The following is a 22,602-nucleotide window of genomic DNA, read 5'->3' as shown; positions in this document are numbered from 1 at the left end:
CCACTCTTCGATCACGCTGTCAGCTTCCTGATCGCGTTCGCGTCAGGGCGTATCAGCCGATCTGCTCGAACAGGGACACGATGATCCCCTCGGGCCCCCGCACGTAGGCCATCCGCACGCTGTTCTCGTACTCGCCGATCCCACCGACGAGTCCGTATCCGTCTGCGGCCACCGCGTCGACGGCCGCCTGTAGATCACCGACCTCGAAGGAGACGTTGCGCAGTCCCAACTCGTTGGCCATCGCCGCCGGTGACCCGGGCACGTGGTCGGGCTTGACGAAGGACGAGAGCTCCAGCCGCGAACCGCCGTCGGGCGGCCGCAGCATGGCAATCTCGCAGTGCGCGCCGGGGATACCGCAGACGGTCTCGACGAACTCACCTTCCACCGAACCGGTGCCCTCCACCTCGAGACCCAATCCGACGAAAAATGCCGTAGCCGAAGCAAGGTCTGCGACGGTGATGCCGATGTGATCGAAGCGTTTTACGTGTGCCATGGGGTCCATCTTCGAATTGTCGTACTTACGATGTCGATTCTGGGACGGAACCCGGCCTGGGATCTCGACATCACATCGAACGCTTGTCAGCAGATCACGCGGCCTGACGGGAAGTGCGACCACACACCGAGTCCTCTCGATAGGGTGGCGAACAACAGAGTGCACGAAGGGAACTCGCCGTGAAGCTCACTATCAGCATGCAGCTCACCCTCGATGGCGTCATCCAGGCCAACGGCGGCAACAACGAGGAGATGGACCCCGGTTTCACTCGCGGCGGCTGGGCGCTCCCACTCAACGACAGCGAGGCCGTGCAATACATCCTCGACACCTGGCGGCGACCGGCCGCGTTCCTGCTCGGCCGGAAGACATACTCTCTGTTCGAAGCATTCTGGGGTGCCCGCAGCGACGATGGCAGCTTCGGCGAGGCGATCAGCTCGAAGCCGAAGTACCTGGTTTCCACCACCGTGACCGACCCGGCCTGGGAGCAGACGACGGTCATCTCCGGCGACGTCGCGGCCCGCGTGCGCGAGCTCGTGGCGCACACCGACGGCGAACTTCTCGTGGTGGGTAGCGCAGCCCTGGCTCGGTGGCTGCTCGAAAACGAACTGGTCGACGAGCTGAACCTGATCCAGTTTCCGGTCATCGTCGGCGAAGGCACCCGCCTGTTCCCTGATCGGGGCACCGACTTCGGCCTCGACCTGATCGACTCCCGAGTGTTCAGCACGGGCATCGTCGCCCTGACCTACCGCGTGGGTGGCCGCCCCGAATACGCCTGAGCGCAGCCTGCATTACTTCTCGAACTTGGTGGGCGCGGAGGGTTTCGAACCCCCGACCGCTGGTGTGTAAAACCAGAGCTCTACCACTGAGCTACACGCCCGAACGTCCGGCGGAATCCGCCGAAACGCGCATCAGGACTCTAGCGCGGCGAGCGCTTTCTCCCAAGCTCCCTGGTCACGGGGCTCTCCGGGACCGTTCATCTCGGAGAATCGAACGACGCCTTCTTTGTCGATCACGAAAGTTCCGCGATTGGCGAAGCCGAGTTTGTCGTTGAAGACCCCGTAGGCCTGCGCAACTTCACCGTGTGGCCAGAAGTCCGACAGCAACGGGAAGGTGTATCCCTGCTCTGCCGACCAGATCTTGTGCGTGGGCGAAGCTCCGACCGAAATTGCCAGAATGGCAGTGTCGTCGTTCTCGAACTTCGGCAGTTCGTCACGAACCTTGCACAATTCACCTTGGCACGTGCCGGTGAAGGCCAGCGGATAGAACACCAGGAGAACATTCTTCGCGCCTCGGTAGTCCGAGAGCGTCACTTCCTGGTTGTTCTGATCCTTGAGCGTGAAATCCGGGGCAGCACTGCCCACTTCCAGTGGCATGTCAGATCCTTGATCGAAGAAGGTGTCGGTCAGCGCTTGTTGGACGGCCGAGACTTCGGCTGCACCAATCGGCTACCCGACCACTGACCGAGGTTGGCGGCCGACGTCTGTGTCAGGCCGGCCGTGGGAGCGGATTCTGCAATCTCGCTCGGTTCCACGTGCCCCGGCTGCCCTGTCTTCGGGGTGAGGACCCACACGAAGCCCTCGTCCGACAAAGGTCCGATGGCATCCATCAAGGCATCGACCAGGTCACCGTCTTCGTCGCGCCACCACAGCAGCACGACGTCGATCACCTCGTCTGAATCGTCTTCCAGAATCTCGCCACCGATCAACTCCTCGACCGCTGAACGCAGGTCGTCGTCGGTGTCCTCGTCCCAGCCCAGTTCCTGTACCACCATTTCGGCAGTGATTCCGAGTTTCTGAACATAGCTCTGGGCGTCCGCCGCGGCGACCACGGTGAGGTCCTCCTTTTGTCGATGGCGCCGAGTATCCGGGCACCGTATGGGTGAAGATCAATATGTGAAGCGAACATGCTCGACGGCGTTCGCGCAAGCCGACCACGCGGAAAAGTTCCATAAATGCACGAAACCGTCATTCGTCTCGACACTACGGTGTCGGGCGGCGTCTAGGGACATTCCGCACCGATAGCGTCCTTGATGTCGTCTCCGCGGTGCGCCAGATCGTTGAGCGCATCACCGGTCTGTCCACCGTCGACAGCACCCGCCAGATCCCGATAGGTGTTCGCGTAGTCGGTGAACAAACGAGCCAACTCGGGCGGCACCTTCGCGGCTTGCCCTCCAGCGACATCGGCAGCGGACCGCAGCGCACCTGCCGCTTCCGACGCCTTCGCATCGGTGTCGGGCGCATCGCCGTTCGCAGCATCGATGAAGAGGTTGTATTGGTCGACCGCAGTGTTCGACTGTTCATAGAACTCGGAGCACGCATCGTCCACCACTGCCTGGGCGTCTGCTGCAGCCTTCGACGACGATGCAGCAGCGGACGACGACGTCGCCTCTGCCGCATATTCGGATGCGTCGGCGTCGTTCTGGCGGGGCATACCGTCGACGGCCGTGCTACATCCGGAAATCAGCGCGAACCCTGCGAGCACGGCACCAGCCGACGCCGCCACGCCGAAGCGAGGTGTGCCCGCCCTGCGACCACGTGGTGTGTGGCTCCCCATCGATCTCCCCTCCTGTCTCGGCGGCATGCCACCGTGCGACGGCATCCGCCCGATTCAACAAGCTTCATCCTTACCAGCGCAAACACTACCGGCGAGTAACCGAAGGGGGGCGTGCCGACGCTCACGCAATGGGGAAAGATGAGGCATGCGCCATACCTATCGAAGAGGCGACGGATCGAGCCCACCAAGGCCCGATCGCATGGAACGGACACCGCACCAGGTGTTCAACCACAAAGAGGAGCAACCTTGTCAGACCTGATTCAGGAGCCCGCTTCGCACTCGAACGCCAACACACCCGGCGGAGCGAAGAACGAGAATGCCGGTCGTGGCGACGCACCCGCGCCACACGGTGAACGCGTTCGCGTGATCCGAGAGGGTGTTGCGTCGTACCTGCCGGACATCGACCCGGACGAGACCCACGAGTGGCTCGAGTCGTTCGACGGCCTGCTGGACCGCTCCGGGCCGACCCGGGCCCGCTATCTGATGTTGCGCATGCTCGAGCGCGCGGGCGAGAAGCACGTCGCACTGCCGGCATTGACGTCCACGGACTACGTGAACACCATTCCTACCGAGAACGAGCCCTGGTTCCCCGGTGACGAGGAGGTCGAGCGCCGCTACCGGGCGTTCATCCGGTGGAATGCGGCGATCATGGTCACTCGGGCGCAGCGTCCGGGTGTCGGCGTAGGCGGTCACATTTCCACGTACGCGTCCTCTGCCGCCCTGTACGAGGTGGGCTTCAACCACTTCTTCCGCGGCAAGGATCATCCCGGCGGCGGCGACCAGATCTTCATCCAGGGACACGCCTCCCCCGGTATCTATGCCCGCGCCTTCCTCGAAGGACGAATCGAAGCCGACCAACTCGACGGGTTCCGTCAGGAACACAGCCATGCGGATCAAGGCGGCGGTCTGCCGTCCTACCCGCACCCACGGCTGCTGCCCGATTTCTGGGAGTACCCCACAGTCTCCATGGGGCTCGGCCCCATGAACGCCATCTACCAGGCGCGATTCAATCACTACCTGCACGATCGAGGCATCAAGGACACCTCCGAGCAGCACGTGTGGGCCTTCCTCGGCGACGGCGAGATGGACGAACCCGAGTCGCGTGGCCTCGCGCACGTCGCGGCAACCGAGGGTCTCGACAATCTGACCTTCGTGGTCAACTGCAACCTGCAACGCCTCGACGGCCCCGTCCGCGGCAACGGCAAGATCATTCAGGAACTCGAATCCTTCTTCCGCGGCGCCGGCTGGAACGTCATCAAGGTCGTGTGGGGACGCGAATGGGACTCACTGCTGCACGCCGACCGGGACGGCGCTCTCGTCAACCTGATGAACGTGACCCCGGACGGCGACTACCAGACGTACAAGGCAAATGACGGCGCCTTCGTTCGCGACCACTTCTTCGGCCGGGATCCGCGCACGAAGAGCCTCGTCAAGGACCTGTCCGACGCCGAGATCTGGAACCTCAAGCGCGGTGGCCACGACTACCGCAAGATCCACGCCGCCTACGCGGCCGCGATGGCGCACAAGGGTCAGCCGACCGTCATCCTCGCCAAGACGATCAAGGGCTACACGCTCGGTAAGCACTTCGAGGGCCGCAATGCGACGCACCAAATGAAGAAGCTGACCTTGGAAGACCTGAAGTACTTCCGCGATCAGCAGCGCATTCCGATCTCCGACGAAGAGTTGGAGAAGAACCCGAAGATGCCGCCGTACTACCACCCGGGCAACGATGCACCGGAGATTCAGTACATGCTCGAGCGCCGCCGCGCGCTCGGCGGTTTCCTCCCGTCCCGCAACACCAACGCGGCCCCACTGCCGATGCCACCGGACAAGACCTACGACGTCGTCCGCAAGGGCTCCGGGAAACAGCAGGTTGCCACCACGATGGCGTTGGTGCGCATCATGAAAGAACTGTTGCGTGACAAGGAGATCGGGAAGCGAATCGTGCCGATCATCCCGGACGAGGCACGCACGTTCGGGATGGACTCCTGGTTCCCCTCACTGAAGATCTACAACCGCAACGGTCAGCTCTACACCGCCGTGGATGCCGATCTGATGCTCGCCTACAAGGAGAGCGAGACCGGGCAGATCCTGCACGAGGGCATCAACGAGGCCGGGTCCACGGCGTCGTTCACGGCAGTGGGGTCGTCCTACGCGACGCACGGCGAGCCGATGATCCCGCTGTACATCTTCTACTCGATGTTCGGTTTCCAGCGCACCGGCGACGGCCTGTGGGCTGCAGCGGACCAGATGGCCAGAGGATTCGTACTCGGTGCGACTGCCGGTCGCACGACGCTGACAGGCGAAGGCTTGCAGCACGCCGACGGCCACTCGCTGCTGCTGGCGTCCACCAACCCTGCAGCTGTCGCCTACGACCCCGCGTTCTCCTACGAAATCGCGCACATCGTCAAGGACGGTCTGCGGCGCATGTACGGCGGCACCGAGGGCGTCGAGGGGTTCGGCGGCGAGAACATCTTCTACTACATCACGCTGTACAACGAGCCCTACGTACAGCCGGCAGAGCCTGAAGGTCTCGACGTCGAGGGCCTTCTCAAGGGCATCTATCGATACAAGGAAGCCACCGGATCGGGACCGAAGGCGCAAATTCTGGTGTCCGGCGTCGCGATGCCCGAGGGACTGCGTGCGCAGCAGCTTCTGGCCGACGACTGGGGCGTGCAGGCCGACGTCTGGTCCGTCACGTCGTGGGGTGAGCTGCGCCGCGACGGAGTCGAATGCGAGAAGACCGCATTGCTCTCGGCCGGCCAGGAGGAGCCGGTTCCGTACGTGACCACGGCGCTGTCGTCCGCAGAGGGACCCGTCATCGCCGCATCGGATTGGATGCGCGCCGTCGCTGATCAGATTCGCCAGTGGGTTCCGGGCGACTACACCACTCTGGGCACGGACGGATTCGGCTTCTCCGATACCCGCCCCGCTGCGCGGCGGGTGTTCAACGTCGATGCAGAGTCCATCGCGGTCGCGACTCTCGTCGCGCTCGGGAAGGACGGTTCGATCGAACCGTCGAAGGCCGTCGAAGCCGCGAGTCGGTACCGAATCGACGACGTGCATGCCGCACCCGAGCAGACGAGCGACCCCGGGGTCTCCTGACTCGTAGCAGGTACGAACGATCACGCCCACCGCCGTGTTGCTTCATCAGCGCACGGCGGTGGGCGTAGGTTCGTGATCATGGCAGAGCAGAGCCCTTTGGTATCCCGCCGAAAGCAGACGCGAGACCCCTTGCCGGATGCACTGCTGCGGCGGGTCAAGCAGTTCTCGGGGCGTCTGTCGACCGAGGCCGTCACGACGATGCAAGACCAGCTCCCGTTCTTCGACGATCTCGACGCCTCACAGCGAGCCAACGTGCAACTGCTCGTACAGACCGCAGTCGTGAACTTTCTCGAATGGCTCAAGGACCCCGAGAACGACATTCGGTTCAGCCTCGACGCGTTCCAGGTGATTCCGCAAGACCTCGCCCGCCGCCTCACCTTGAGACAGACGGTGGACATGGTCCGGGTCGCCATGGAGTTCTTCGAGCAGTGGCTGCCCGCGCTCGCCCGGAACGACCAGCAGCTCGTCGCTCTCACCGAGGCGGTACTTCGATACGGACGTGAACTCGGGTTCGCCGCCGCGTCCGTCTATGCGAGCGCCGCCGAGTCGCGCGGCGCCTGGGACACGCGCCTCGAGGCATTGGTCGTCGACGCCGTGGTTCGCGGCGACACCGGCTCCGACATGCTCTCGCGAGCAGCGACCCTGAATTGGGACGCGACCGCGCCGGCCACCGTTATAGTCGGCACTCCCCCGCCCGACGAGCGCGTCTCGGTGGTCGGGACCGTCCACACGATCGCCGAGAAACATCAACGGGCCGCCCTGGCCGTGGTTCAGGGTTCGCGATTGGTCATGGTGGTGAGCGGCGAACTCCACGAACCTGCAGGTCGTTCACCTTTCATGGTCGATCTGCTCACCAAGTTCGCCGACGAGCCGGTGGTCATCGGGCCGACCACGCCGACTCTGGGTGCTGCCCACTTCAGCGCGGTCGAGGCGTTGTCGGGAATGCAGGCCGTGTCGGGTTGGCGCGGAGCCCCGCGCCCCGTCTTCGCAGCCGAGTTGCTTCCCGAACGAGCGTTGCTGGGTGACTCGGCGGCAGTAGCTGCATTGAACGACACCCTGGTAGCGCCGCTTTCCGCCGCAGGTTCCGTCCTCACCGACACGCTCGACGCGTACCTCGACTGCGGTGGCGCCGTCGAGACGTGCGCTCGGCAGCTGTTTGTTCATCCAAATACTGTCCGGTATCGACTCAAGAGAATCGCGGAAGTTACTGGCCGGGAACCTACGAATCCCCGTGATGCGTACGTGCTCAGGGTTGCAGCCACTGTCGGTCGTTTGACTCAATCCCATCACGAAACGACCCCCCGTTTAACAGCAGTCACACCCTTCACATATGGAGAAGTGGTGCTGTAACGCCCGGACCCCTACTTGCGATGTCGGGCTCCCACTTGGGAATTTGTGGAAACCCTACAAATCTGGTCGTCAGAGTTCATTCCCTACGACATCTCGCATCACAGGTGTCACGGTGTTCTCTTGAGTAGTGATTTCGTTGCTCGCCCCGGGTCAGGGCTCTCAGACACCCGGGATGCTCAGCCCTTGGCTCGAGCTTCCCGGCACACAGGATCGAGTCGAACTCTGGTCGAAGGCTGCCGGCCTCGACCTCGTTCGCCTCGGCACCACCGCAACCGCGGAGGAGATCACCGATACTGCGGTGACTCAGCCTCTCGTGGTCGCAGCTGCCCTGCTCGCCTACGAGGAGATCGAGCGTCAGGGACTCGTTCCCGCGGACACGATCGCCGCAGGCCATTCCGTCGGCGAACTCGCAGCCGCCGTGGTTGCCGGTGTACTCACCGCCGATGACGCGGTCGCACTCGCTGCCGTTCGCGGTGCCGAGATGGCCAAGGCCTGCGCCTTGGAACCCACTGGGATGTCTGCGGTATTGGGCGGCGACGAGGAAGCTGTCCTGAGCCGACTCGACGAACTCGGACTGGAACCCGCCAACCGCAACGCTGCCGGTCAGATCGTCGCTGCGGGACTCCTCACAGCACTCGAGGAACTCGCCGCGAACCCGCCGGAGAAGGCTCGCGTGCGCAGCCTGCCGGTCGCAGGCGCTTTCCACACTCGATTCATGGCGCCCGCGCAGGAAGCGGTCACCGCTGCCGCCGCCAAGATCACCCCGTCCGAGCCGACTCGCACCCTGTTGTCCAACGCGGACGGCGCGGCGGTCGCGTCCGGCTCCGACGCTCTGACTAAGCTGGCCGCGCAGGTCACCAAACCTGTGCGTTGGGATCTGTGCACCGCAACTCTGCGTGACGCCCAGATTTCCGCGATCGCGGAACTTCCCCCGGCCGGAACACTCGTCGGCATCGCCAAGCGTGAAATGCGTGGCACGCCGACGTTGGCACTCAAGACCCCCGGGGACATTCCCGCACTGGCCGAGCTCAGCAAAGTCGGTTAGTTTGCTGCGCGCACCCCAGGTGCGCGCCGGGCCCGCGGGTCCGAGCCGACCGGCTCGAACCCGCACAACTGGAAATTGATCATCTACACCGAACCAGAAGGGAGCCACCCCGTGGCACTCACCCAGGAAGAAATCGTTGCCGAGCTCGGACAGATCATCGAGGAGGTCACCGGCATCGAACCCTCCGAGGTGACCACCGAGAAGTCCTTCGTCGACGACCTCGACATCGACTCCCTGTCCATGGTCGAGATCGCCGTCCAGACCGAGGACAAGTACGGCGTCAAGATCCCCGACGAGGACCTCGCAAGCCTCCGCACCGTCGGTGACGCAGTCAACTACATCCAGAAGCTCGAGGCCGAGGGTGGCGCCGAGGCAGAGGCCGTGAAGGCAAAGCTCGAAGCATCCAAGAACGACGAGGAATGAGCCCAACCGTGACTTCCGCAACCCGTAACGGGAATTTCCCCAACGTCGTCGTCACGAGCCTTGCTGCTTCGACGTCGGTCGCCGGAGATGTGGATGGCACGTGGAAGGGCTTGCTCGCCGGCGAGAGCGGCATCGACGTCCTTCACGACGCCTTCATCGAAGAGAACGATCTTCCGGTGAAGATCGGTGGGCACCTCAAGGTGTCCCCCGACGAGTCGCTCTCCCGCGTCGAACTACGGCGAATGAGCTTCGTCGAGCGCTTGGCAATCGTCCTCGGCCGCAAGGTCTGGGCGGAGGCCGGCAGTCCAGAGGTCGACAAGGACCGTCTCGGTGTCGTCATCGGAACGGGACTCGGCGGCGGCGAAGCTCTCGTCGAGGCCGTGGACAAGATGAAGACCGGTGGCTACCGCAAGGTGTCTCCGTTCTCCGTCCAGATGGTCATGCCGAACGGCCCGTCCGCAACGGTCGGGCTGGAACTCGGAGCTCGTGCCGGTGTGATCACCCCGGTCTCGGCGTGCTCCTCCGGTTCCGAGGCCATCGCTCACGCCTACCGGATGCTCATCATGGGCGACGCAGACATCATCGTGGCCGGTGGTGTCGAGGGATACCTCGACGCCGTCCCGATCGCGAGCTTCGCGATGATGCGTGCGCTGAGCACCAACAACGAGAACCCGAAGGGTGCTTCGCGTCCGTTCGACAAGGATCGCGACGGATTCGTCTTCGGTGAGGCAGGCGCGCTCATGGTCCTCGAGACCGAAGAGCATGCCAAGGCTCGCGGCGCGACCATCCACGCTCGTCTTCTGGGCGCGGGTATCACGTCGGACGGATTCCACATCGTCGCTCCGGATCCCTCGGGAGCCGGCGCTGCACGGGCGATGACACGGGCCATCCAGACGGCCGGGCTGACGAAGCAGGACATTCAGCACATCAACGCACACGCCACGGCAACTCCGATCGGCGACACTGCAGAGGCCAACGCCATCAATTCTGCTGTCGGCAATCACGCCGCGGTGTACGCACCCAAGTCCGCGTTGGGGCACTCGATCGGCGCCGTCGGCGCACTCGAATCGGTGCTCACGGTCCTGAGTGTGCGTGACGGAATCATTCCGCCCACGCTCAATCTCGAGAATCAGGATCCAGAAATCGACCTCGATGTCGTCAAGGGCGAAGCCCGAACCGGCCAGATCGATTTCGCGCTCAACAACTCGTTCGGGTTCGGTGGGCACAATGTCGCGCTCGCCTTCGGCCGAGCATAAGAACTCGGCTCGAAACAGCTAGATCGCGGGTGGAGATTCCGCACGATGCGTAACGCGGAATCTCCACTCATCGACAGCCCAAGTGAGGGCCCGCTACAGGAGGACGCGATGACAATTTTGGCACCGTCGACGAAATCTGATCAGTCGACCGATCCGCGCGATCCCCTGGCTCGCCTCGAGCGTCTCTTCGACGCCGGCACTGTCACCACACTCCACGAGCCCGACAAGTCCGGCGTACTCGCCGCGACCGGCACCATCGACGGCGTTCGCAGCGTCGCGTACTGCTCCGACGCCACCGTCATGGGTGGCGCGATGGGCGTCGACGGCTGCAAGCACATCGTCAAGGCAATCGACACAGCACTCGACGAAGAGATGCCGATTGTCGGTCTCTGGCACTCCGGCGGCGCTCGTCTCGCCGAAGGCGTCGAGGCGCTCCACGCAGTGGGGCTCGTCTTCGAGGCCATGGTGCGGGCATCCGGCCGCATCCCACAGATTTCCGTCGTTCTCGGCTTCGCCGCGGGCGGCGCCGCCTACGGGCCGGCGCTCACCGACATCGTCATCATGGCGCCCGAAGGGCGTGTCTTCGTGACAGGCCCGGACGTGGTTCGCAGCGTGACCGGCGAACAGGTCGACATGGTCTCGCTGGGTGGACCCGATACGCACACCAAGAAGTCCGGTGTCGCTCACATCGCCGCCCGTGACGAGGACGACGCCCTGCATCGTGCCCGGCGTCTCGTGACGATGATCGCCGAACAGGGTGACTTCGACCAGACTGCCGCCGAGCACGGCGACACAGATCTCCGCGCCCTCATGCCCGAATCGGCCAAGCGCGCGTACGACGTGCGCCCGATCGTGCACGAGCTTCTCGACAACGTCGAAGGCGAATCCAGCTTCGAAGAACTGCAGGGAAACTACGCCCGCAGCATCGTCACCGGCTTCGGTCGTCTCGGCGGTCGGACCGTGGGCGTCATCGCCAACAACCCGCTTCGCCTCGGCGGGTGCTTGAACTCCGAGAGCGCCGAGAAGTCGGCGCGATTCGTCCGCCTGTGCAACGCGTTCGGCATTCCACTCGTCGTTCTCGTCGATGTTCCCGGGTATCTCCCCGGCGTCAGCATGGAGTGGGAAGGCGTGGTCCGTCGCGGCGCCAAGTTGCTGCACGCTTTCGCCGAGGCCACCGTCCCCCGCGTCACCGTGGTGACCCGCAAGATCTACGGCGGCGCCTACATCGCCATGAACTCCAGGGCGCTCGGTGCCACTGCCGTGTACGCGTGGCCCGGCGCCGAGGTGGCCGTGATGGGCGCTAAGGCTGCCGTCGGCATCCTCCACAAGCGAGCACTCGCCGCCGCGCCGGAAGAAGAGCGTGAAGCTCTGCACGACCGTCTCGCGGTCGAGCACGAGGCCATCGCAGGCGGGGTCGCCCGCGCGGTCGAGATCGGCGTCGTGGACGAGGAGATCGATCCCGCGAAGACACGCAGCGTGGTCGCAGCAGCACTGGCTGCAGCCGCCCCCGCACGAGGAAGCCACAAGAACATCCCCTTGTGACCGGACTTCGGATGCGAGCAGTGAGGTAGCGAGTGCCAGTCATGGGAGGTCTCGCTACGAGCGCCTGCATTGCAGGGGTCCTGTTCGCAACCGGCTCCGGAGTCGCCTCGGCCTGATACCGGGGCCTCGGGGAACCTTCGAAGCCAGCTGAGGCGTCGGACCTACCGTCAGACGTACACCCACACGGCACGAGCGAAGACGTTGAGCATCTTCAGATCGTGCGCAACCCCCGAAGTGTCGTACTGGCGACAATCGGTGATGCCCACGTAGTGCCCGTCACCGCGGCACTCGATCTTCTGCGTCCGACCGTACGGACTGATGACGAGTGGGCGGGTCGTCTTGTCACCGATGATGGCTCCGGGATCCAACGGTGTCACCAGGTAGTCGGTCCGGTCCTGATAGTCGTGAAAGCCATAGGGGTCGTCCGGGAAAGCTGGGTCGGTCGCAGACGCTGTCGGCGCCAATGCCAGGCTCAATCCGCTGGCCATTGCTGCGACTGCCGCTGCTGCCTTCGACATTCTCATCGGTACGCCCCTCGCCGGTGTCGATCGGTGTATCGCGACTGAGTAGTAGCCCGTTTCAGCCGACCTGCCGGGGCAGCCAGGTGACCTCTGCGCCCTCGCCGCCGCTCCGGAACGGCTCGAGAGCTGCATCCCATTCGGAGCCGAGCGCTCGGTCCAATTCTGCGGCGACATTTCCGCCAGCCGACATTATGGCCCGCAAACGCATCTCGCCGACCACCACGTCGCCGTTGGCGCTCGTGGATCCATGCCAGAGGCCGAGCCCGGGGACGTGGCTGTACCGCTCGCCGTCCACGCCCTCACTGGCGTCCTCGGTGACTTCGAAACGCAGCATCGGCCAGGCTCGGAGCGCATTCGCCAGGCGTGCCCCGGTCCCTACCGGCCCCACCCAGTCGCTCGTGGCCTGCAATACCCCGCTGGAAGCCGGCTGCGCAGCCCACTTCAGATCGGCACGACTGTCGAGAGTGGCAGTCAGCGCCCACTCGATGTGTGGACACAGCGCGGCGGGCGACGAGTGGATGTAGACCACACCGGTCGTCACGTCCGCGAACTGATTCAATGCGCGCACTTTGAGCCTCCTGCAATTCGACGAGGGACGTCTTCCCCAACGACCTCTGTCGACATGCTGCGGAGCACTCGATTTACCAGTGTGCCTCGTGTTAGCCGTGTTGCGCCAGTGGTTGGCGAGAATTTTGTGTCAGGATGTGTGTTTTTCCATGCGGCGTTCTTCGACCACCGCGTCGCTCACCTCGGACCACAACGGCTTTGCCCAGTCCCCGAAATCACGGTCCGTGAGCACGACGCACGCCGTCTTCACCGCCGGATCGACCCACAGGAATGTGCCCGACTGGCCGAAGTGTCCGTAGGTTGCCGTCGAGTTCGTGTCCCCGGTCCAGTGCGGATTCTTCGAATCCCGGAGTTCGAATCCGAGGCCCCAGTCGTTGGGCCGCTGACGGCCGTAGCCCGGCAACAGCCCGTCGAGACCGGGGAACTGCACGGACGTGGCGGCCTCGAAGGTCTGTGCGGCAATCAGGGACGGCTCGAGCAACTCCGAGGAGAAACGTGCGAGGTCCGAGACCGACGCCTGCGCCCCGTGCCCCGCGGAGCCCGTCAGCGCAGCGGTGCTCATTCCGAGCGGCTCGAACAAGGCCTCTCGCAGGTAGTCGGGAAAGTCGATGCCGGACTCGTCGGCCACCAACTGCGCCAGCACCTCGTAGCCCGCACTCGAATAGATCCGCTTCGTTGCCGGCGGCGCCTGGACGGTGTGTTCGCCGAACGCGAGCCCTGACGCGTGCGCGAGCAGATGCCGCACCGTCGAGCCTTCGGGGCCTGCCGACTGGTCGAGTTCGACTGCACCTTCTTCGACGGCAACCAGGACCGCGTAGGCCACAAGCAGTTTCGTCACCGAGGCCAGTGGAAACACCCTGTCGACACCGCCGTACGACGAGATCGCTCCCGATGCATCGACGACACACGCGGCTGCGTTGTCCACCGGCCACTGTGCAATTCGACTGAGGGAGTTCGATTCGACGCTGTCCACGCCGACAGCCTACGAGAGCCGTCAGCGATCGGCGTCGCTGTAACGGATCACCCCGCGAATGTTCTTGCCGTCGAGCATGTCGCGATAGCCGTCGTTGACCTCTTCCAGGCTGTACGTGCGCGTGATCATGTCGTCCAGGTTCAGCTGTCCGGATTTGTACATGGCCAGCAGATTCGGAACATCGGTCCGGGCGTTGCCGCCGCCGAAGATGTTTCCCTGCAGATCCTTCTGCAGCATCGAGAACAGGAACATGTTGAGCTTGACGTCCATGTCGGCCATGTGGCCCATCGCGGTCACCACGCAACGGCCCGCCTTGCTCGTCAGGATCAGCGCCTCCTCGATGTATTCACCCCGCATCTCCCCCACCGTGATGATCGACTTCTGCGCCATTCGTCCTTCGGTGAGCGCGATGATCGGCTCGATTGCTGCAGCAGCGCTCTCGAAGGCGTGAGTCGCTCCGAACTTCAGGGCCTGCTCCCGCTTCCACGGGACCGGATCGATCGCGAAAACCTGACGCGCGCCGGCCGCCACTGCGCCCTGCAACGCGCTCATCCCGACGCCGCCCACGCCCATGATCACCACGGACTCCCCCGGCCGTACTTCTGCGACTCGCGTCGCTGACCCCCAGCCGGTCGGGACACCGCAGCCCACCAGCGCGGCAACTTCGAACGGGATGTCCTTGTCGATCTTCACGACGGAGGTCTCATGGACCGTCATGTAGGGCGAGAAGGTTCCCAGCAGACACATCGGGATGACGTCCTGGCCGCGAGCCTGTATCCGGTAGGTCCCGTCGCTGATGGCCAGACCGCTCAACAGGCCCATCCCGAGGTCACAGAGGTTCTGATGACCTGCCGAGCACGCGGGACACCGTCCGCAGGCGGGGATGAACGAGAGGACCACGTGATCGCCGACTTCGAGGTCGTGTACCTCCGGACCCACCGCTGTGATCACGCCGGAGCCTTCGTGACCGCCCATCACCGGGAAGGACGGCATCGGAGTGGCGCCGGTGACGAGGTGGTGGTCGGAGTGGCACATCCCGGCCGCTTCCATCCGGATCTGGACCTCGCCCGTACGCGGGTCACCGACCTCGATCTCCTCGACCGACCACGGTTCGTTGAGTCCCCAGAGAATGGCGCCCTTGGTTTTCATCGACCAGCCCTTCGTCACATGTGCACATCCGTGAATGTGACGATAGACACAAACCATCAAAATTGGAACAGGTTCTACACAACTCCGACGTCGCGGAGATGATGAATCGGATCGTGGACGAAGTACCGCGCCAAGGTGTCGACGGTGAAGACCGACCCGTTGCTCCGACGACCGGTTCTCTCCCGCTCCGCAACCGGCACCTCGAAGGCCCGTGCGGCTCGCTCGCCTGACGAGACCAGGTCACGCGCAACGACGTCCGGATCCTGCAGGTCGTATCGCTCGGCAGTTGCGGTCGCGTCCTGATCCCAGTTCTCGAACAGTGGATCGTCCTCGACCCGCATCGACCGCACGCGCGTTTCGAACACGCCGAACACGTCGCGGACGTGCGCGGCGTACTCCAACGCCGACCAGGTCTGGGGATTCGGTCGTACGGCAACATCCGGGCGGCGCAATACCTCGGGCCACCGTGCGGCGTTGTCTCGCACCATCGGGGGAATCTGCTCGAACTCGATCGCGGATCCGTCGAAGCCACACTCCGGGCAGCGGCTTTCGACGACCCACGTCCAGTCCTTGCCGTCAGGGGTGATCGCCATGCGCTCGATCGTATTCCGGGTAGCTCTAGTCGCGAGCCTCCTCGACCTTCCGTACGAGATCATGCAACTGCTCCGAGTCGACCGGCGCTCCGGGGAACGCCGCGACGCGGTTCAGCGGCATCGAACCCATCATCTTCAGCAGATCCGGGTCGTCGAACATCGTCGGCCCGGCCTCCTTCATCGCATCGCGCAGCAGATCCCCACCGACGGGGTGACTCAGCCACTCCTCGATCGTCGACTCCTCGGACAGAATCGGCATCGGTTCGTTGCCCTCGATCGACACGGCCACTTCGCCACGAAGATCCCGTGACGACGCACCGACGAATACCCGATAGTCACCGGTCTCGAGGACCCATTGAGACAGGGACACATCGAAGTAGGACAGATCCTCGCGGGCGACATCGATCGTCACCGTCTTCGCTTCCCCTTTGGGGACGAACACGTTCGTAAATGCCTTCAACTCTTGCTCGGGACGCATCACAGACGATTCCGGGACGCCGACGTACACCTGGACGACGTCGCGCCCGTCCCGATTCCCGGTGTTGCGGACCGTGACCGAGACGGCGATACCTTCGTCGGTCGGCCGCGCGGCGATGCCGGAGTACTCGAAGCTGGTGTAGGACAGGCCGTGTCCGAACGGGAAGCTGACCGGAAGCGCTCTGGCGTCGTAGTGGCGGTATCCGACGAAGAGCCCCTCCCCGTAGCGGACGTGGCCGGCCTCGCCAGGAAAGTTCAGATAGGCAGGAGTGTCTTCGAGCCGTACCGGAATCGTCTCGGTCAGGCGCCCGGACGGGTCGACCTGCCCGAACAGCACGTCGGCGATTGCGCCACCGCCGGCCTGGCCGAGTAGCCAACCCTCCACGATGGCCGAAGCATCTTCGGCCCAATCCGCCATCCTGACGACACTGCCGTTGGAAAGAGCGACGACAACCCGAGAATTCGCTTCGAGCACTGCCCTCAGCAGGTCCGTCTGCTCGGTCGGCAACTCGAGGTGTTCACGATCGAATCCCTCCGACTCGGCATCTTCCGGAAGCCCGAGGAATACCACCGCGACATCTGCTGCCGCGGCTGCTTTCACTGCATCCGCCACAAGATCGGCGCCGTTCGTTTCCGCTTCGTCGAGAGAAAATCCTGGCGCGAACGACACCTCGCGCGAACCGGCAAGGGCTCGGATCTCGTCGAGGGCATTGTCGAGGCGGGTCGGAGCGATCTTCGAACTGCCCGCACCTTGATAACGAGGCTTTCTCGCGAACTCACCGATCACCGCGATGCCCGTCTTCCCGCCCGGGTCGAGCGGAAGGATGCCGTCGTTCTTCAACAGCACGATGCTGCGTCCGGCAACCTCACGGGCGAGCGAGTGGTGTTCGTCTACGTCGAACGGTCCACCGTCCGACGTGTTCGCCCGAACACGGTCGACCAAGCCGAGGACGCGACCGGCCGCAGTATCGAGAACGGACTCCTCGATCCTGCCGGACTCGACCGCCTCGACGACCTGCTGATCGGTGGCGCCGCCACTCGACGGCATCTCGAGGTCCAGTCCGGCTTCCAGGGCTGCCACCCTGTTCGACACCGCGCCCCAGTCCGACACCACCGCTCCGTCGAATCCCCATTCCCCACGAAGAACGTCGGTGAGGAGCCATCGATTCTCCGAGGCATAGGTGCCGTTGATTCGGTTGTACGAGCACATCATCGTCCACGGCGACGACCGGCGAACCACATGCTCGAACCCACGCAGATAGATTTCGCGCAACGGCCTCTCGTCGATGTCGGCGCTCACCCGGAGCCGGTCGGTCTCCTGGTTGTTCACTGCGAAGTGCTTGACGGACGCGCCTACACCGTGGTTCTGGAGCCCGTCGACCAACGCAGCAGCAAGACGGCCGGCGAGGATGGGGTCCTCCGAGAAGTACTCGAAATTGCGCCCGCACAACGGCGACCGTTTGATGTTCATTCCGGGACCGAGCAGGACTCCGACGTGCTGCGCTTTGGCCTCCGCGGCCAGGGCGGCACCGACTCGTTCGAGGAGTTCTGGGTCCCAGGTGGAGCCCAGTGCAACCGCCGGCGGAAAGCAGGTGGCGGGAACGCTGTCGCCGATGCCGAGATTGTCGCCACTCTCGTTCTGCTTGCGCACACCGTGGGGCCCGTCGGTCAGGAAGATCGAGTCGATACCGGCTCGCTCGACGGCCTCCGTCTCCCAGAAGTTCTTGCCACTGGTCAGTGAGGCCTTTTCCTCGGTGGTGAGACCGGCGGTCCAGGGCGAGTCGACCATCGTGAATTCTCCGTTCGTCATCGTGACCGGTGATCAGTCGTAGCTGATACCCAGGTTACGGATCGCCCACGATCCGATCAGGAATCGAGAAGCCTGCTTCGTCAACCGCAATTACGCTGGGTACATGGCTGACAAGACACCGAAGCCGATCGAGTTCGACGGACGCGTCCAGACGATCGGCGATGCAACGATCCTGAGGTTCCCGGACGAGGCGAGCGCACAGCTGCCCTCGCGCGGACAGGTTGCGGTCGAGGCGGTATTGAACGGAGAGTCCTTCGACACCGTCCTGGAACCGGACGGAATGAAGGGGCACTGGCTCGCCATCGACGACAAGCTGCGCCGGACCCTCGCCCTGGACGACGGAGATCCAGTGACGCTCGAGGTGCGCCCGACCAAGAAATGGCCCGAGCCCGACGTACCGGAAGATTTTCAAGACGCGCTCGACGCCGCTCCGGACATCGCCGATGCGTGGGACAGCATCACGCCGATGGCCCGTTGGGAATGGGTGCGGTGGATCAACTCCACCAAGAACCCCGAAACCCGCAAGCGCCGTGTGGAAGTCGGAATCTCGAAGCTTCGATCCGGCAAGCGCCGACCGTGCTGCTTCGACCTCTCTGCATGCACCGACCCGGACCTGTCGAAGAGCGGCAAGCTTGTCGATGCTGGTTGACATACTGGTGGGGCGGGCGGGGCTCGAACCCGCGACCAATGGATTATGAGTCCACGGCTCTAACCGACTGAGCTACCGCCCCATTGCGAAGAAATCCTCGCAGCGCGACGAATGTTACCGGGACGCGGGCGCCAACCCACAGCCGGGCGAGTCATCGCCGTCCTATCGAGAGGCCTATGAGCACCGTCCGGCGCAGTCCTCTCCAACTACGCGGAGCAACTCACCTCGACGGTGGCCGCCTCCCTTGGTTAGGTAATACCGGCAGCGTCAATGCCGTTTGTCTCGCCATGGCGCGTGCACCACTCAAAATCGGGTGATATTGGTTGTGCCGATTTCCCATTAGATTCAGTGGGAGATCGTACTTTCCGATCAGCTCGTCTTCGAGTACCCAGGGTTCAGAATGGGGGATCCAGGAGACGAACGCGTTCGTCTGCATCCAGTCATCGAGGGCCCATTCCCCCTCGTGGAAGTGGAGCCGTTTGCCCGAGCCCACCCGCCGCAGCGGAAGACCGAGCAGACAACCGAGGGTGAGACGCAACGTAGAACCGTAGGCATTACCCCGATAGTGATAGCGGATACGGGTACGGATGCTCTGACGACTCGGGGTCTTGCCGTTGGTCGGAGGCTTACTCGGACTGATCCCCGCATACAGGAGCGTCAATCCGTCTCGCTTGTGACACCCGGTCGTGTCCATGTTTGTCGCAGGCGGCGACGCGAACCACCATCCGTACACACCGGGGACACGTGGGACTGGACACGGTTTGGTCAATACCTCCGCACGCGTGTACATCGGCGCTGCCAAGTAGTCCGCATGGATGTCGGGCACGAGTGGATCGTATTCCAGAACTACAGGTCGACCGATGCCAGCGTCATACCAGAGCTGGTAACGCGAAACGAAACGCTGCATCACTCCGATGACTCCTACACACACCCACCGCGCGCCCCTCCTCGTAGCGATACCGAGGCACGCCGTCCTTGAAGAGAGCCGCATGAAAGCCAAGATCGTGGTCACCGTCCTGTCTGCGTTCGCTGCCCTCACCCTCACCGCGTGCGGCGGTCCGGATGTAGCTCCGAGCAGCAACACCACGCCAAGCGCCAGCCCCAGCACGGCGAAAACGGACAGTCCCCAGCCAGCTTCACCGACCTCACCGCAGTCCGGTCCGCTGTCGACGGATGAAACGGAAGCGATGTTGGAACCCGAAACTGCGCCGACGACGGTCACATTCGACTGCGGCGACCCTTCCCTCTATCAATCAGGAACTGCGCTCTACTCCGACGGCACGAGCGGATACGAAGCGGCCTGCGACGTTCCGCCTCCGGACTCGACCGAAAAAGTCCTGTGGTACTGCGACTACCCCCAGACCGCCGTTTACACCGATGGAACATCCTCCGGGTCAGATCCCGCCTGCATTCAAGACGTACCGCAGAATCCGAACCCTGGCGGCGGCTACCCGTATATCGCATCGGAGGACCGCAACGGCGACGGAGTCGTCCACGGCTACGAGCGTTGTGGTCTCGCCTGCGGCGAGGAACCGACGAGCGGAGATATTCAGACCCAACACGGCTGCGAACAGGGTTACATCACGGGCACATTGTGCGAGCGATACAACTGAGCTGATCCGCGGACAACCAGGATTGAACGAGAAAGGCCCGCCGACGAATGTCGACGGGCCCTTCTCGTGTGCTCCCCCGGCTGGACTCGAACCAGCAACCGTCCGATTAACAGTCGGAAGCTCTGCCAATTGAGCTACAGGGGATTATCCTTCGGTGCCTCGCCGTCTCCGGCGTTGCCTGGAAGACTTTAGCCTATTGCCCCACCCGAGTACCAAATCGCCTGCCGAACGACCCGTCAGGCAGGATGGTGGGGATCGATGTGCACCGGGAGGAAGCGGGAATGATGCGGTTGTTGATCGGTATCGCGGCAGGATACGTCCTGGGTACGCGTGCTGGACGCGCACGGTACGAGCAGATCAGTAAGGCGAGCAAGGCCGTGGCGACGAGCCCGGCCACCAAGAAGGTGCTGCAGGTGTCACGGCAGCGGCTGTCCGATTCGTTGAGCACGAAGCCGAAGCTCGAGCCGATGCGCCCGATCAGCGAGGACACGACGATCCTCGTGCCGCAGGATCAGTTGAAGAAGAAGTAGCGACCGGCCGGACGCTCAGCCTGCGAGACCGTCGCCACTGGTGTCGCCGATGGCCTGGTCGAGCAGACTGCGGCGATATTGCTCGAGGGCGACGAGGTCGCCCAGCAGGGAGTGAAATTCGTCGGAGGCCGTCGCCGGGGATACCCGCTGCAGCCGTGACTTCAGCTCGGCGACCTGCTCGCCTACCCACACTTCCTGCAACCGGGCGAGAACACCCGAGATGTATCGCGGAACGGTGTCCTCCTCGGCCGGCAGCGACTCGACTGCCAGTTCGGACAACAGCGACGAGGTGACCGGATCGTCGAGGCTTCTTCCGACTGCATCGAGCCACTCGGCGCCGCCGAGTCCCGCGCTTGCACCGCCGGCAGATGCCATCGACTGACGGATCGCCGAGTACGCGGGGTGTGTGAAGGTCTCCGCCGGCAACGAGTCGAACACGGTTCCCGCTATGGCTGGGTACTGCAGTGCAGCTTTGATGGCCTCTCGCTGGGGCCACAGCGTGGGATCGCCGGGTCGTGGTCTCTGAATGCCCGTGGGGGCCGTTTCCTGCGGTTCGGGCGCTCCCCGCACCGGTTTACGCGAAGCCGGAGCGCCACCCTTCGCCCGACGCTGGGCCTCCTCGCGGACGCGACGGCGAACCACCGGGATATCGTCCCAGCCGATCCAGCCACTGACCTGCACCGCATAGCTGTCCCGGAGGGTGGGTTCCTTGATCTGAGCCAGCACCGGGACCACTCGGCGGAGCGCTTCCACTCGGCCTTCCGCGGTTTCGAGATCGTGTTCGGCCAACATCGACTTCACGACGAACTCGAACATCGGGGTACGCCGGGCCACCAGATCTCGCACTGCCCCGTCACCGGACTGCTGACGCAGTTCACAGGGGTCCATCCCGGCAGGCGCGACGGCGACGAACGTCTGTCCCGCCATCTTCTGATCGCCTTCGAAGGCCTTCATCGCCGCAGCCTGGCCGGCCGCATCACCGTCGAAGGTGTAGATGATCTCACCGCGGAAGTAGCTGTCGTCCATGAGGAGTCGACGCAACATCGACAAGTGGTCGTCGCCGAAAGCGGTACCGCAGGCCGCCACCGCCGTCTTCACACCTGCAAGATGCATGGCCATCACGTCGGTATAGCCCTCGACCACCACAGCTTGGTGACCCTTCGCGATATCTCGCTTGGCGAGATCCAGACCGAACAGAACCTGAGACTTCTTGTACAGCATGGTTTCCGGCGTGTTGACGTATTTGCCGGGCATGGTGTCGTCGTCGAAGAGTTTGCGCGCGCCGAATCCGATCACATCGCCGGACAGGTTGCGGATCGGCCACAGCAGCCGACGATGAAAGCGGTCGATGTGACCACGGCGACCCTCTCGCGAGAGCCCTGCGGCTTCGAGTTCTTTGAGCTCGAAGCCCTTGGACAGCAGGTGTTTCGTGAGGTTGTCCCAGCCGGCCGGCGCATAGCCGCAACCGAAAGTGCGGGCAGCGCTCTCGTCGAAATTTCGTTCGGTCAGATAGTCACGAGCGGCCTGCGCGTCCGGCTCGCCCAGTCGGGCTGCGTAGAACTCCTGGGCCGCAGCATTCGCGGCCACCAGCCGGGCACGAGTACCGCGATCGCGCTGAACCGACGTGCCGCCACCCTCGTACGAGATCGTGTAGTTGGCTCTGTCGGCGAGCTGCTCCACCGATTCCACGAAACTGACGTGATCGATCTTCTGCAGGAACGAATAGACGTCGCCGCCTTCACCACATCCGAAGCAGTGGTAGGTGCCGTGATTCGGGCGAACGTGGAAGGACGGCGACTTCTCGTCGTGGAAAGGACACAGGCCCTTCATCGAGTCGGCTCCGGCACGTTTCAGGGAGACGTACTCCCCCACGATGTCCTCGATCCGAGTGCGGTCGCGAATGGCCGCAATGTCACGATCGGGGATTCTGCCAGGCACGCCGACAGTCTAGGC

22 protein-coding genes and 3 tRNA genes are annotated in these 22,602 nt (G+C 63.8%); 10 read left to right on the top strand and 15 right to left on the bottom strand.

Going from position 1 to position 22,602, the window contains the following annotated elements; translation table 11 throughout:
- Positions 1-52: 52 nt before the first annotated feature.
- Positions 53-493, bottom strand: a complete 441-nt coding sequence (locus ACZI8R_RS01150; protein WP_463377724.1) for a VOC family protein — start codon at positions 491-493, stop codon at positions 53-55.
- Positions 494-672: 179 nt separating this feature from the next.
- On the opposite strand from ACZI8R_RS01150, the gene ACZI8R_RS01145 reads away from it, so the two are divergent.
- Positions 673-1,269 carry a dihydrofolate reductase family protein gene (locus ACZI8R_RS01145; RefSeq protein WP_463377723.1) on the top strand — a complete coding sequence of 199 codons (597 nt, stop codon included), beginning with the start codon at positions 673-675 and terminating at the stop codon, positions 1,267-1,269.
- Between the two features lie 26 nt (positions 1,270-1,295).
- Here ACZI8R_RS01145 and ACZI8R_RS01140 read toward each other — a convergent pair.
- From ACZI8R_RS01140 to ACZI8R_RS01125, 4 genes are all read right to left on the bottom strand, one after another.
- Positions 1,296-1,370, bottom strand: a tRNA-Val gene (locus ACZI8R_RS01140).
- A gap of 31 nt (positions 1,371-1,401) precedes the next feature.
- Entirely contained in the window at positions 1,402-1,866 is a 465-nt protein-coding gene (locus tag ACZI8R_RS01135) for a peroxiredoxin (RefSeq protein ID WP_463377722.1), read from the bottom strand.
- A gap of 29 nt (positions 1,867-1,895) precedes the next feature.
- Positions 1,896-2,321, bottom strand: a complete 426-nt coding sequence (locus tag ACZI8R_RS01130; RefSeq protein WP_463377721.1) for a DUF3052 domain-containing protein — start codon at positions 2,319-2,321, stop codon at positions 1,896-1,898.
- A 170-nt stretch (positions 2,322-2,491) separates the two neighbouring features.
- Positions 2,492-3,046 carry a hypothetical protein gene (locus tag ACZI8R_RS01125; RefSeq protein ID WP_463377720.1) on the bottom strand — a complete coding sequence of 185 codons (555 nt, stop codon included), beginning with the start codon at positions 3,044-3,046 and terminating at the stop codon, positions 2,492-2,494.
- 363 nt (positions 3,047-3,409) lie between these two features.
- Here ACZI8R_RS01125 and aceE point away from each other — a divergent pair, with 363 nt between their 5' ends.
- The 6 genes from aceE to ACZI8R_RS01095 all read left to right on the top strand — a co-directional run bounded on the left by aceE (position 3,410) and on the right by ACZI8R_RS01095 (position 11,767).
- A complete protein-coding gene (gene aceE / locus ACZI8R_RS01120; RefSeq protein ID WP_463378183.1) occupies positions 3,410-6,151 on the top strand; it encodes a pyruvate dehydrogenase (acetyl-transferring), homodimeric type in 2,742 nt (913 codons plus the stop codon).
- 78 nt (positions 6,152-6,229) lie between these two features.
- Positions 6,230-7,501 (top strand): PucR family transcriptional regulator, encoded by a 1,272-nt coding sequence (locus ACZI8R_RS01115; RefSeq protein ID WP_463377719.1) that lies wholly within the window; start codon positions 6,230-6,232, stop codon positions 7,499-7,501.
- Between the two features lie 127 nt (positions 7,502-7,628).
- On the top strand, positions 7,629-8,546 hold the full coding sequence (locus ACZI8R_RS01110) for an ACP S-malonyltransferase (protein ID WP_463377718.1): 918 nt from the start codon (positions 7,629-7,631) through the stop codon (positions 8,544-8,546).
- Positions 8,547-8,657: 111 nt separating this feature from the next.
- Positions 8,658-8,969: a meromycolate extension acyl carrier protein AcpM gene (acpM, locus tag ACZI8R_RS01105; RefSeq protein ID WP_463377717.1), complete on the top strand. Its 312-nt coding sequence runs from the start codon at positions 8,658-8,660 to the stop codon at positions 8,967-8,969.
- A gap of 8 nt (positions 8,970-8,977) precedes the next feature.
- On the top strand, positions 8,978-10,225 hold the full coding sequence (locus ACZI8R_RS01100) for a KasA/KasB family beta-ketoacyl-ACP synthase (protein WP_463377716.1): 1,248 nt from the start codon (positions 8,978-8,980) through the stop codon (positions 10,223-10,225).
- 108 nt (positions 10,226-10,333) lie between these two features.
- Positions 10,334-11,767, top strand: a complete 1,434-nt coding sequence (locus ACZI8R_RS01095) for an acyl-CoA carboxylase subunit beta (protein ID WP_463377715.1) — start codon at positions 10,334-10,336, stop codon at positions 11,765-11,767.
- A 167-nt stretch (positions 11,768-11,934) separates the two neighbouring features.
- On the opposite strand, the gene ACZI8R_RS01090 is transcribed toward ACZI8R_RS01095, so the two are convergent.
- The 6 genes from ACZI8R_RS01090 to ACZI8R_RS01065 form a co-directional block, all read right to left on the bottom strand.
- A complete protein-coding gene (locus ACZI8R_RS01090) occupies positions 11,935-12,291 on the bottom strand; it encodes a hypothetical protein (RefSeq protein WP_463377714.1) in 357 nt (118 codons plus the stop codon).
- A 55-nt stretch (positions 12,292-12,346) separates the two neighbouring features.
- Positions 12,347-12,856 (bottom strand): DUF3145 domain-containing protein, encoded by a 510-nt coding sequence (locus tag ACZI8R_RS01085; RefSeq protein WP_463377713.1) that lies wholly within the window; start codon positions 12,854-12,856, stop codon positions 12,347-12,349.
- Between the two features lie 129 nt (positions 12,857-12,985).
- Complete coding sequence (locus tag ACZI8R_RS01080; protein WP_463377712.1) at positions 12,986-13,828, bottom strand: serine hydrolase domain-containing protein; 843 nt, start codon at positions 13,826-13,828, stop codon at positions 12,986-12,988.
- A 21-nt stretch (positions 13,829-13,849) separates the two neighbouring features.
- The gene (locus ACZI8R_RS01075; protein ID WP_463377711.1) at positions 13,850-14,977 is read right to left on the bottom strand and encodes an NDMA-dependent alcohol dehydrogenase; all 1,128 of its coding nucleotides are present in this window, start codon (positions 14,975-14,977) and stop codon (positions 13,850-13,852) included.
- 74 nt (positions 14,978-15,051) lie between these two features.
- Positions 15,052-15,570, bottom strand: a complete 519-nt coding sequence (locus tag ACZI8R_RS01070; protein WP_463377710.1) for a DinB family protein — start codon at positions 15,568-15,570, stop codon at positions 15,052-15,054.
- 25 nt (positions 15,571-15,595) lie between these two features.
- Complete coding sequence (locus ACZI8R_RS01065; protein WP_463377709.1) at positions 15,596-17,857, bottom strand: glycoside hydrolase family 3 C-terminal domain-containing protein; 2,262 nt, start codon at positions 17,855-17,857, stop codon at positions 15,596-15,598.
- Between the two features lie 103 nt (positions 17,858-17,960).
- Here ACZI8R_RS01065 and ACZI8R_RS01060 point away from each other — a divergent pair, with 103 nt between their 5' ends.
- On the top strand, positions 17,961-18,506 hold the full coding sequence (locus ACZI8R_RS01060) for a YdeI/OmpD-associated family protein (RefSeq protein ID WP_463377708.1): 546 nt from the start codon (positions 17,961-17,963) through the stop codon (positions 18,504-18,506).
- Positions 18,507-18,511: 5 nt separating this feature from the next.
- On the opposite strand, the gene ACZI8R_RS01055 is transcribed toward ACZI8R_RS01060, so the two are convergent.
- Positions 18,512-18,588: transfer RNA gene (locus tag ACZI8R_RS01055), tRNA-Ile, on the bottom strand.
- Between the two features lie 138 nt (positions 18,589-18,726).
- Entirely contained in the window at positions 18,727-19,296 is a 570-nt protein-coding gene (locus ACZI8R_RS01050) for a GIY-YIG nuclease family protein (protein ID WP_463378182.1), read from the bottom strand.
- 199 nt (positions 19,297-19,495) lie between these two features.
- On the opposite strand from ACZI8R_RS01050, the gene ACZI8R_RS01045 reads away from it, so the two are divergent.
- Positions 19,496-20,119, top strand: coding sequence for a hypothetical protein (locus ACZI8R_RS01045; protein ID WP_463377707.1), 624 nt, complete (start codon positions 19,496-19,498; stop codon positions 20,117-20,119).
- Between the two features lie 71 nt (positions 20,120-20,190).
- Here ACZI8R_RS01045 and ACZI8R_RS01040 read toward each other — a convergent pair.
- Positions 20,191-20,263 (bottom strand) — tRNA-Asn (locus ACZI8R_RS01040).
- Between the two features lie 137 nt (positions 20,264-20,400).
- Between ACZI8R_RS01040 and ACZI8R_RS01035 the strand changes: the two genes are divergently transcribed.
- Positions 20,401-20,649, top strand: coding sequence for a hypothetical protein (locus tag ACZI8R_RS01035; protein WP_463377706.1), 249 nt, complete (start codon positions 20,401-20,403; stop codon positions 20,647-20,649).
- A 15-nt stretch (positions 20,650-20,664) separates the two neighbouring features.
- On the opposite strand, the gene dnaG is transcribed toward ACZI8R_RS01035, so the two are convergent.
- Positions 20,665-22,587, bottom strand: coding sequence for a DNA primase (gene dnaG / locus ACZI8R_RS01030; protein ID WP_463377705.1), 1,923 nt, complete (start codon positions 22,585-22,587; stop codon positions 20,665-20,667).
- Positions 22,588-22,602 lie beyond the last annotated feature (15 nt).

The organism is Rhodococcus huquni, from assembly GCF_055231055.1.
Note: the sequence above shows the minus strand (reverse complement) of the source record. Positions and strands in the feature narration are given on the sequence as shown.

Coding starts and splice junctions, on each gene's coding strand:
- ACZI8R_RS01150 (WP_463377724.1), bottom strand. CDS start 493: ATGGCACACGTAAAACGCTTCGATCACATCGGCATCACCGTCGCAGAC.
- ACZI8R_RS01135 (WP_463377722.1), bottom strand. CDS start 1,866: ATGCCACTGGAAGTGGGCAGTGCTGCCCCGGATTTCACGCTCAAGGAT.
- ACZI8R_RS01125 (WP_463377720.1), bottom strand. CDS start 3,046: ATGGGGAGCCACACACCACGTGGTCGCAGGGCGGGCACACCTCGCTTC.
- ACZI8R_RS01115 (WP_463377719.1), top strand. CDS start 6,230: ATGGCAGAGCAGAGCCCTTTGGTATCCCGCCGAAAGCAGACGCGAGAC.
- ACZI8R_RS01095 (WP_463377715.1), top strand. CDS start 10,334: ATGACAATTTTGGCACCGTCGACGAAATCTGATCAGTCGACCGATCCG.
- ACZI8R_RS01090 (WP_463377714.1), bottom strand. CDS start 12,291: ATGAGAATGTCGAAGGCAGCAGCGGCAGTCGCAGCAATGGCCAGCGGA.
- ACZI8R_RS01075 (WP_463377711.1), bottom strand. CDS start 14,977: ATGAAAACCAAGGGCGCCATTCTCTGGGGACTCAACGAACCGTGGTCG.
- ACZI8R_RS01070 (WP_463377710.1), bottom strand. CDS start 15,570: ATGGCGATCACCCCTGACGGCAAGGACTGGACGTGGGTCGTCGAAAGC.
- ACZI8R_RS01065 (WP_463377709.1), bottom strand. CDS start 17,857: ATGACGAACGGAGAATTCACGATGGTCGACTCGCCCTGGACCGCCGGT.
- ACZI8R_RS01060 (WP_463377708.1), top strand. CDS start 17,961: ATGGCTGACAAGACACCGAAGCCGATCGAGTTCGACGGACGCGTCCAG.
- ACZI8R_RS01050 (WP_463378182.1), bottom strand. CDS start 19,296: ATGTACACGCGTGCGGAGGTATTGACCAAACCGTGTCCAGTCCCACGT.
- ACZI8R_RS01045 (WP_463377707.1), top strand. CDS start 19,496: ATGAAAGCCAAGATCGTGGTCACCGTCCTGTCTGCGTTCGCTGCCCTC.
- ACZI8R_RS01035 (WP_463377706.1), top strand. CDS start 20,401: ATGATGCGGTTGTTGATCGGTATCGCGGCAGGATACGTCCTGGGTACG.